Annotated in this window: 8 protein-coding genes and 3 pseudogenes; 4 read left to right on the top strand and 7 right to left on the bottom strand. The window is 32.7% G+C overall.

What is annotated here, in order from left to right:
- A pseudogene (locus G7Y42_RS03225) lies at window positions 1-185 on the top strand (IS5/IS1182 family transposase); the annotation flags it as partial.
- A 281-nt stretch (window positions 186-466) separates the two neighbouring features.
- Window positions 467-1618, top strand: a complete 1152-nt coding sequence (locus tag G7Y42_RS03220) for an ISL3 family transposase (RefSeq protein ID WP_241161898.1) — start codon at window positions 467-469, stop codon at window positions 1616-1618.
- Between the two features lie 110 nt (window positions 1619-1728).
- Here G7Y42_RS03220 and G7Y42_RS03215 read toward each other — a convergent pair whose 3' ends face one another.
- The 5 genes and pseudogenes from G7Y42_RS03215 to G7Y42_RS03195 form a co-directional block, all read right to left on the bottom strand.
- A complete protein-coding gene (locus tag G7Y42_RS03215; RefSeq protein ID WP_165003376.1) occupies window positions 1729-2742 on the bottom strand; it encodes a hypothetical protein in 1014 nt (337 codons plus the stop codon).
- Window positions 2743-2972: 230 nt separating this feature from the next.
- The gene (locus G7Y42_RS03210) at window positions 2973-4547 is read right to left on the bottom strand and encodes a peptidoglycan DD-metalloendopeptidase family protein (RefSeq protein WP_165003378.1); all 1575 of its coding nucleotides are present in this window, start codon (window positions 4545-4547) and stop codon (window positions 2973-2975) included.
- Between the two features lie 35 nt (window positions 4548-4582).
- Window positions 4583-4960, bottom strand: coding sequence for a hypothetical protein (locus G7Y42_RS03205; RefSeq protein ID WP_165003381.1), 378 nt, complete (start codon window positions 4958-4960; stop codon window positions 4583-4585).
- A gap of 428 nt (window positions 4961-5388) precedes the next feature.
- Window positions 5389-5505: pseudogene (locus G7Y42_RS15195) on the bottom strand (single-stranded DNA-binding protein); the annotation flags it as partial.
- Window positions 5506-5770: 265 nt separating this feature from the next.
- On the bottom strand, window positions 5771-6733 hold the full coding sequence (locus G7Y42_RS03195) for a response regulator transcription factor (RefSeq protein WP_165003383.1): 963 nt from the start codon (window positions 6731-6733) through the stop codon (window positions 5771-5773).
- A gap of 140 nt (window positions 6734-6873) precedes the next feature.
- Here G7Y42_RS03195 and G7Y42_RS03190 point away from each other — a divergent pair, with 140 nt between their 5' ends.
- Window positions 6874-7896: a DMT family transporter gene (locus tag G7Y42_RS03190; RefSeq protein WP_165003385.1), complete on the top strand. Its 1023-nt coding sequence runs from the start codon at window positions 6874-6876 to the stop codon at window positions 7894-7896.
- Window positions 7897-7921: 25 nt separating this feature from the next.
- A complete protein-coding gene (gene proC / locus G7Y42_RS03185; RefSeq protein WP_206215426.1) occupies window positions 7922-8734 on the top strand; it encodes a pyrroline-5-carboxylate reductase in 813 nt (270 codons plus the stop codon).
- A 151-nt stretch (window positions 8735-8885) separates the two neighbouring features.
- Here the strand turns inward: proC and G7Y42_RS03180 are convergent.
- Window positions 8886-9137 (bottom strand): annotated as a pseudogene (locus G7Y42_RS03180) (transposase); the annotation flags it as partial.
- A gap of 189 nt (window positions 9138-9326) precedes the next feature.
- Window positions 9327-9674: a 50S ribosomal protein L19 gene (gene rplS, locus G7Y42_RS03175; RefSeq protein ID WP_002286913.1), complete on the bottom strand. Its 348-nt coding sequence runs from the start codon at window positions 9672-9674 to the stop codon at window positions 9327-9329.
- Window positions 9675-9810 lie beyond the last annotated feature (136 nt).

Here is a 9810-nt window from a genome sequence, read left to right as displayed (position 1 = left end):
ACACGATGCTTACGTTTGCTGCCATGAATTTAAAAAAACTAGCCACATGGCTATGGAAAACAAAAAAGCCTATGGCTTTTTATTTCAAATTTCTACAAAGACTACCAAAAAGGAGTTGGCAATTAAGCCACTCCTTTTTGTCTACAGTCTGGAAAAAACAGTCTCTACTGCTTTTCTTTGTCTAGTAAGTAATCGATGGGCTATCTTCCCTAATTTATCCATGTTTTTTCGGCTCTATAATTTCTAGAACTGATAGAATTTTCTGTCGGTCCTAGATTTTTTTGTAAAAAAACAAACAGACATACAAAAATTCCGATAGAATAGAGTCGTCTAAAACATCAATCTGAAAGGAAGTTTTTGTATGTCCATCTCTCATTCTATCAAAGAGCTCTTCACTATTAAAGATAAAAATATTGAAATTAATTCTTTTCAAGAAACTATTTATAAGAACAAGAAAGCCATCGTAATGGAAGGAAATTTGGTTCGGACCTTTAGACATTGTCCATTTTGTAAAGAATCTGCGAAGCAGATCGTCAAAAACGGCAAGAAGATTTCAATGGTTCTCTTAAATCGCAGTGGAAATAAGCAAACCTACTTGCGACTAAGAAAGCAACGTTATCACTGCCGAGCATGCGGGAAATATTTTACTGCTCATACGTATCTTGTCGCTCCTTCATGTTTTATTTCGAAACAAGTTCATTACACAATATTAGAAGAGTTGACCGAGCGTCAAGCGTTAAAGACAATTGCGAAACGTTGTGATCTTTCAGTGACGACCGTTCAGCGGACATTATCTGCTCTATCGGCAACAATGCGGCAGAAACTGGACTATTTACCTCATTGTTTACTATTCGACGAGTTTCGCTCTCTTTCAACTTCCTATGGGAAGTTCTCCTTTTCTTGTATGGATGGAGAGACAGGGAAACTCTTTGACATCTTGCCCAGCCGGAGAAAAAAAGATTTGGTTGCTTATTTCATGCGTTTTACAAGAAAAGCTCGTATGGGGGTTCGCTACATTGTCACAGATATGAATGCCCCTTATTTTTCATTAGTCAAAGAGTGCTTTCCAAATGCACAAATTATCATTGATCGCTTCCATATTGTGCAACACTTGAACAAGTTTTTCGAGCTGGATCAAAAAGACGCTTCACAAGCCAAGTACTATCGACAATTGAAATCTTTGCATAAATTACTTCTAAAATCAGAAGATGAGTTGGATTACACTACATTCAAGAAATGGCAGAATTTTCAATGGCGCTATTTAACAGAAAGTGAAGTAGTTGACCGTCTACTTTCAATCTCTTTTGAACTTAAAACGGCTTATCAGTATTATCAAAAGCTGCTTAGCGCTTATCACGAGAAACAACCAGCTACTTTTTTCCAGCTACTTCGAGAAATGCCCAAAGAAGTTCCCTCGGAACTTCACCACATCAAAAAAGCCTTTTTCAGATATGAAAAAGGGATTCAGCTAGCGTTTTCGAAAAAGTATTCTAACGCAAAATTAGAGAATCTTCACACGCATATCAAAACGTTAAAACAAATCGCTTATGGATTTCGCAGTTTCACCAATATGCGCTTGCGGATTTTTCTAATCAACAGGTTAATCAGCTACACATAAAAAAACATCAAAGCTAGTAACTTTTACTAACTTTGATGTTCATAGATGACCTTATCAGTCCGATTTGACAAAGAGCCATCAGTAATTACTGACTCCCTAATTCTCAATATTTAATTATATTTATAAAAAACATTTTCTAATTTATTAATTTGTGATTTCATTTCTTCTTTATCTTCAAAATAAATACTTATTAATTCTAATAACCTTCTGCATAGTAAAATTTCACTTGAACTGATATTTAAAATATTTTTTTTCAAAATTATTATCGGAACCTTAGGATAATATATAAAGAATTTTTCAGATGAACTACTAGATATAATTAAATCAATTTTTTCTTGTTTCACCTCAAATAATTCACTTGTACCAAATATTCTTAATTTATATTGATCACCAAAAAAATTGTTCAACATATTTTTAGCTAAGTCTTCTCGTCTTTTTTCTAGTGGTTCATCGAAATAGATTGTTATTTCTTTCTCTAGTAAGTTCAACGGAAAAAGTTCAGAAAAAATGTACATATATTGATTTAAAATTAAATATTTTTGATTGAATAACGAAAAATTCAACATTTCTCTCAATTCAATAAAAATCTGATCCATTAAGTTATTCAATTGTTTATAAGTTTTTAAAGTCTGATCAACATCCTTTTCAATCAATGGAGTATCTTGGAATAAAAAAGCTCGATAATGAATAGAAAATGCAGCAACAAAAATATTCTTTACTTTTTGTTTATCTATATCTGACAATTTTAAATGCATTTTCTTCAAAAATAATTTAAAAAAGGCCTCAGTTGCCTGATAGATAACCGTTTTTTTTTCTTTATGGAGCTCAATAACAAAAAGTGCTAATTTTTGATTTTCAAAAATATTAGCTCCTGTTTGTAATCGACTAATATTAAAATGTATCTCATCCTCTGAGCGAATTCCTTCAGAAAAAAATAAATTATAAATGTTTGTCGACATTCTTGAAGTAACAATTTCATTTATTTCCTTTATTTTTTTCCATTCATCTTGATTTCCTAATTCTATTTTCTCATTATGAGAATAGCGAATAATTCCTATTGCATAATTATATGATATTTTATTTTTTAGTATGATTGAGACTGGATAGTTTAAACTTTTAGACACTTTATCAATAAAACTAAATATTTTTGTTTGATCAATGTTTAAAAAAGGCCATTTTACTCCTCTATATAATTGCCAATAGAATATAGAACCAAATAATCGTATGCTTTTTTCATTACCTTTGAAAAAATAAATTCCTTAGAATTTCTAAATAAATATCTTTATTCTTCATAAATTGTCACCTTTCTTATTTTAGGATTGATCGTTCATAGTCTAATAAGTGAGTGCTAATTTTATTTAATTGCTAAAACTGTTTTTGGATCAATCAATTGAGATTGATTTAAACTATTATTTAAACAAATTTCAAAATGTAAATGTGGCCCTGTACTATTTCCTGTCGAACCAACATAACCAATAATTTGTCCTTGCTCGACTTTATCACCAATTTTCACTTGATATTCTTGTTGGTGTGCGTACAATGCTGTTGTACCATCTTCATGCTCGATGGCTACATAATTTCCCCAAGATGAATGAAACTCAGCTTTGATAACGGTACCTGCTTTACTAGCATAAATTGGTTCCCCTTGTGCAGCCGCAAAGTCCAATCCTCGGTGGAACTCTCCGTCACGATCGCCAAATGGACTAGAAATCGTATAGTTTTTTACAGGTACGATATAACCTTTTTGACTTAATTCTGGTCCAGCTACTTCCTTATCATAGTCTGTTAAATGATAGGCCTCAATCAAAGCATTTAACTTCTCATCATACTGGATATCAGTGGCGTAACGCCCCGTCAAAAACTCTGTTGCCTCTTGATAGGTTTTGGTATTGCTTTTCCATACACCACTATAATAATTACTATTGCCTATTAAGCCTTCTTTAAGAAGTTTCACATAGTCATTTAGGCTGTCTTCATAAGTTTCATACCGCTTGAAAGTTGCTTGAGTAGTGTAAAATGTGCCATTTCCAAAGTCTTCTTGTGTTGCAAAAGAAACGCTCTTTCCATTATGTGTTCCTTTAATTCCAAATAAATTATAATTTGGTGCTTGGGCTAACTCACTCTGACCACTAGCTGATTCTATGATCGCTTGCGCAATCATAATTGAAGCATACAAATCATTTTCTTGTCCTACTTTACGAGCAGACTCCCCAATTTTGCGAACGAAGCTTTCTACAGATTCATCTTTTTCAAAATGAATCGTCCCTTTGTCAGCTTTCTTGCTATAACGAATAACCTCTTCAATCGGAGAAGTTGTTTCTTGATGATAGTCTGTTGATTCTTCTTGACTTGCTATTGCAGGTCTAGGGACTTGTTGCGTTTCTGAAACCACTGGCTGAGACATTGAAGCAGTTATTTCTTGTGATTCACTTGTTGCAGTTGATTCAGAAGTTTCTGTCGTTGTTTCTTCTTGCGTACTTGAAGAATCAGTAGAAATACTTGGTTCTTCACTTGATGGTGTTTCTGAAGGTTTTGATTCTTCTTGATTCGTATTATCTTGTTGACTGGAATCCGTTGGTTTACTTGATTCTGAGTCAGTTTGTGGCTGGTCTGTCGTTGAATCAGTTGTATCGTCTGTTGTTTCAGTAGTCGACTGACTGCTATTGTCAGCCGGAGAATTATCTGCCGAAGTTTCTGTTTGTGTCGTACTCGTTGCACTATCATTGCTTGTTGTATCTTCTGTTTCCGCTATTAAATTATCTGTTGGATTTGGTAGATAATCATTTTTATCTTTTTGTGTTTCTTGGATTCTTTTTTCATCATCCTGAAATAAAAGTTGTTCTTCTGCTAAAGCTTGTGTAGGTGCCGATAAACATATTTGTGATAACAACAATATTGAAGCAACTTTCGATATATTTGTTTTTTTCAATAGTATCTTCCTTTTCTGCTTATTTAATAAAAAATTTATTCAACACAAAAAATAAGGGATTTTTCTTTCTTTTCATTTAACTTTAACCCCATCTTTTCGTGATTAAACGTTTTATAATCACTCTCCACTAAATTTATTAGCTCAGTACCATAAATTTTTAGTTCGTTTTGTAACGAAAGTATTTCTTCAACAATTGATAATCTTGAATCAATTCCCAGAATATAGGGCAAAGAATGCCAGAAGTTTTCAGGACTGATATCCTGTATTATGTGTACAAAGTATTGATGTAACTCTTCTATATATGATAGAGCTTGAAAATCATTTAACCGAGTTAATTCATTTTTTATATACTGGCATCGATTATTAAATTGTTCCTGATAAATAAAAGCATCCTTATTCTTTAATTGTTCCATATAATATATAATGATCCTCTCTATTTTATCTTACTTATCGTAAAATTATTACGATCCTTAAAGTATACGATCTTTTGTAATTATAAATGTGTTTTTTCATAAATTAACCTCACTTTTTTATATTAATAAGTATCAATAATGATAATTTATAATTTTAACTTAATTCAGGAAGAAGTAGCTGCACACTACATGTTCAAATGGCTTGATTGTCAAGAAAGACATTCAGCCTACTCTAGGATTCTATAATATAGAAACCTAAAAAACCCCCATCAGCCTGCACGCTGACGGGGGTTACTGATATAATGAAATACTTCTTTGTCATCTGTAATTATAGCATAAACCTTAGCGAAGCTGTTAAACCCATTGTTAGTCGTCGTTTTTTCATATTGTTCAAGGATAGTAGTACTCTTGGACTGGCGAACGATTGATCAACATGAGCACGGCTTTCTGTGGCTTTTTTTACTTTCTAATAATTGGAACTTATCAACCACAACTTCTGTCATCACATCCACCCACTGTCCTTGTTGGTTTTCATAACTCCGTGTTTAAAACCGCTCATCACACCAATCAAGTTCCCATTTGATTCTTAAATTTGCGGTTAATAGCTAGTGTATTATTGGCTTCTGATGTATCACTCGCTTTATAACCTAAAATAGGATTTTTTATTAATCAATCCTAATAATGTTATACGACGTTATGTTTAAATTCTAAACGGATATCCACGGCGATTTTTTATTTCAATCGTGCTTATTCTAATAGTTTCTTAGTTTGTCACGTTAATTACCCTTAACTTAATAAGAAATTTAGTAACTATTTATATTTATAATTGAAATTTTTTCTATAGTTTCCTGGTGTCATTTTGCAATATGCTTTAAATCGTTTAAAGAAAAAGGTTTTGTCCGAATAGCCTACTTCTCTGATAATTGTTTGAATTGAAAGGTTTGTCTGTTCTAAATATCTTTTTGCTTGCTCTAAACGATAATAAGTTAACCAATCAGAATAACTTTTCCCAGTTTGTTTTTTGATCATTGCAGATAAATAATTCGGGTGGAAATGAAATTGATGTGCAACATTTGTCAAAGTTGCTATACGCACATTGTTTGAAATATATCCTAAAATCTCTTTAATCAGCACACCAGCTGATATATTTGAATCTTGTAACAATAAACATTTTTCAGACATTTGGCTAATTTCGACAATCAACAAAATAAAAGCAGATTTTGTCACTTTATTATTAAAATATCGCATTTTTACTACTTGTTTGAGTAAAAGTAATACATAAAAATGAACATCATCCCATTCATTAAATTGATAAACACAGTAATGACTAAAGATCTCCGTGTCTTCTGTGATACTTTCAACAAAAAATCGATAAAGCATCGGCTCTTCAATCATCTGGTTTAACAAGCTATCTGAAAAATACTCAGGTTTAAAATAAAAACTGACGACCATTGTATCTTTAGTATTTTCTTTATAATCAATTTCAGTCCATTTGTTAGCTAAAATCAAGCATCCTTTCTCATAGGTCATTTTTTTACCATCTAAATAAATATTAATGCTACCACTCAATACATAGAGTATACGTATATAGGGTGCGGGATATGTTAGAACTTCTGAAATATTTTGACATACGAGCGCCGCAATATGTCGATTGGGATTCTGTTGAAATGCTGCGATTTCTTCAATCATTCCTTCTTCGCTTTTAATATAGCAATCCAATGTTTCTAGATAATTAAAAAAATGTGAAAATTGATTTTCTGTAAACTGATACATTATTTTTCCACCTATATCTTAAAATAAACTACTTTTATCATTATATGTCTCCTATATCTTTTTTGCAAAGAGTCTTTATAATATCACTTAGGAACTGATTGTGAAAAAATGAACTAATTATAAAATGGAGGAAATGGTTTATGACAAACACAATAAAAAAAGCTATGCCAAGTACTAAAGCAATTACTCTTGCAGCCATTGTAGCAAATATCATATGGGGAACCCCGTTTAAACTGATTAAAGTTATGAATGATGAAATGGGTATATCAAAAGAAGCTTTTGGAAATGACTATTCAGGGCAAGTTCTTACCACTATAAGTATTCGATTTTTTATTGCCGGTATAATGACACTACTTTTCGCTACGTTTATTCGTCAAAATATATTTAAAGTGAATAAAGTACAGTGGCAAGAAGTAGTTGTAATGGGATTACTTTCAACTACAGCTGCTTATTTCTTTTTCAACATTGGTAACGTCAATATAAGTTCAACAATCAATTCGACGATTTTAGCGCAATCAACGATTTTTTTTGCCGCTATTTTTGCTCACTTTGCTTATAAAAATGATAAACTTTCTTTTGCTAAAGTGCTTGGATTGATTATTGGCTTTGCTGGATTAATTATCTCTCAACTAACAGGTGGAACTAATCTTAATGATATGTTTACTTTTTCTATGACAGGAGAAGGTTTCATGCTGATCTATGGATTACTTGCCGCACTTGCAACTATGTTAGCAAAAAAAATAGGATCAACTTTGAATTCATTTGTTATGACTGGCTGGAATTTGATTATTGGTTCGATTTTCCTTTATCTCATTGGTTTTTGCATGGGCGGACGTTTAATGACGATCAACTGGACTGCAACTGGTATTATCCTACTTATCATCTTAGCAGCTGCTTCTGCTATCCCTTTTAGTTTATGGTATTGGGCAGCTCAATATGGCAATCTTAGTGAAATTACTGTATATAAGTTTATTATGCCAATTTCTGGAAGTATTCTCGCTGTTTTTTTAGGTGAAAAATTTACGATTTCATTGGCTACTGGCTTAGTATTAGTCTGTCTTTCAATCGTTTTGATCAATCGTCCACCAAAATATTTACAAGCAAGATCAACTAAAGAATATAAAGCTGTAGATCAAGTGGAAACGGATCTTCAGCAACCTTAAATTCTAATTAATGGAGGAAATAACTATGAAAATTGGATTTATTGGAACAGGGAATATGGCATCAGCCATAATTAAAGGAATTATTAAAAAACAATTTATAAACGCAAGTGATATATACTTATTTGATGTCATGACTGAAAAAGTGACACAATTCGCAAAGGAAATTGGAGCAAATGTTTGTAGCTCTAACAAAGAATTAGTTACAACTGTGGATGCACTCGTTCTAGCCGTCAAACCGATCATTATAGAAAAAGTATTAACTGAAACAAAAGATGATATTTTAAGAAACAAACCATTGATTATTTCAATTGCTGCGGGTACTCCTATTGAAAAACTACAAGAGTTTTTAAAAACTGAAGAAAAAATTCCCATTGTCCGAGTAATGCCTAATGTAAATGCAATGATTGGTGAAGGTGCGGCTGCTGTTTGCGGTAATTCATGCACCTCAGAAGAGCAACTTGCTTACGTAGTAAGAATGTTTGAAGCTATCGGTCGAGCATGGCGATTAGAGGAAAAAGATTTTTCAAACTTTACTGCATTAGCCGGAAGTTCACCCGCGTATGCTTATCTTTTTGTTGATAGTATTGCTCGTGCTGGAGTAAAAAATGGATTACCAAAAGAGCTTTCAAATCAAATCGTAGCACAAGCTATTCTAGGTAGCGCAAAGATGATTCTTGAAAGCAATGAAAATCCGTGGACATTAATTGATCGTGTATGTTCCCCTGGAGGTACTACTGTAGCTGGTTTGATTGCCTTAGAAAATGAATCTTTTATATCTACTGTGATCAAAGGGATCGATGCAACAATTGAAAAAGATATCGAACTCAATAAAAAATAGTTATTTGAGTATTTAACTAAATAAAAACAATATAAAGTATGTAACCCAGTCAAATTAGTTTACATGCTTTTTCAATATTTTAGTACTTTTTTGATCAATGCCTAATTACAATGAATTTGTTGCAAAACAAAGATCATTTTAATTACCCTTGAGCAACTTCACAATAGGACATATCACTTGTTTGATATAACTCTATCGCATCTAGCTTAAATTGAACAGAATATTTTTGATTTTGACGCTTTCTTACTAGACCCTCTTCACCAAATACTTGATAGGCATTAATCCGCTTCAATTGTGACGGAGCCTTAATGGAATACTTCTTTGACAGATAATCACTTCCGCCTTTGCCATCCAAATAATCTTGAACGATCTTTAATTTAAGTTCAAAAGTATATTTAACCATAAAAAATACCGACCTCCAAAAGTTAGATTTTTTGGTCTAACTTTTGGGGGGCGGTACAAAAAACTGTAAATTGTTGCCCCTTTTTCTTAATCAAAAATACACCAAATAGAAATCATTAATATAAAAAAACAGACAATAAAAAAAGAACCCTTGATTTCCAAGGGTTCTTTCTCTGTCTGATAACGATGATTAACGACGGATTTCTTTGATACGAGCAGCTTTTCCGTGTAATGCACGTAGGTAGTACAATTTTGCACGACGTACTTTACCGTAACGAACTACTTCGATTTTTGCAACACGTGGTGTGTGCAATGGGAATGTACGTTCAACGCCCACTCCGTTAGAAACTTTACGTACTGTGTAAGTTTCGCTGATTCCAGCACCACGGCGTTTGATGACAACACCTTCAAATAACTGGATACGTTCGCGTGTACCTTCGACAACTTTTGCATGGACGCGTACTGTGTCACCAGGACGGAATGCAGGGATGTCAGAACGTAATTGTTCTTTTGTTAATTCTTCGATTAATGGATTCATTGTTTTCTTCTCCTTATTCCAAACATTCTTATGAGCTTCCCTCACAGCGGAACATCGTAATAGTTAAGTGCTTTGCACTCACCATAAAATACTAACATACTATCAATTTGCTGTAAAGCAGTTTTTTAAGAAAAAA

This window comes from Enterococcus sp. ZJ1622, assembly GCF_011038845.1.
Classification (GTDB): domain Bacteria; phylum Bacillota; class Bacilli; order Lactobacillales; family Enterococcaceae; genus Enterococcus_B.
This window is presented reverse-complemented; position numbering and strand designations above follow the sequence as displayed.

Excerpts from the sequence above, each read along its gene's own strand:
- G7Y42_RS03205 (WP_165003381.1), bottom strand. The coding sequence starts at position 4,960 with ATGGAACAATTAAAGAATAAGGATGCTTTTATTTATCAGGAACAATTT.
- rplS (WP_002286913.1), bottom strand. The coding sequence starts at position 9,674 with ATGAATCCATTAATCGAAGAATTAACAAAAGAACAATTACGTTCTGAC.
- G7Y42_RS03195 (WP_165003383.1), bottom strand. The coding sequence starts at position 6,733 with ATGTATCAGTTTACAGAAAATCAATTTTCACATTTTTTTAATTATCTA.
- G7Y42_RS03220 (WP_241161898.1), top strand. The coding sequence starts at position 467 with ATGGAAGGAAATTTGGTTCGGACCTTTAGACATTGTCCATTTTGTAAA.
- G7Y42_RS03190 (WP_165003385.1), top strand. The coding sequence starts at position 6,874 with ATGACAAACACAATAAAAAAAGCTATGCCAAGTACTAAAGCAATTACT.
- proC (WP_206215426.1), top strand. The coding sequence starts at position 7,922 with ATGAAAATTGGATTTATTGGAACAGGGAATATGGCATCAGCCATAATT.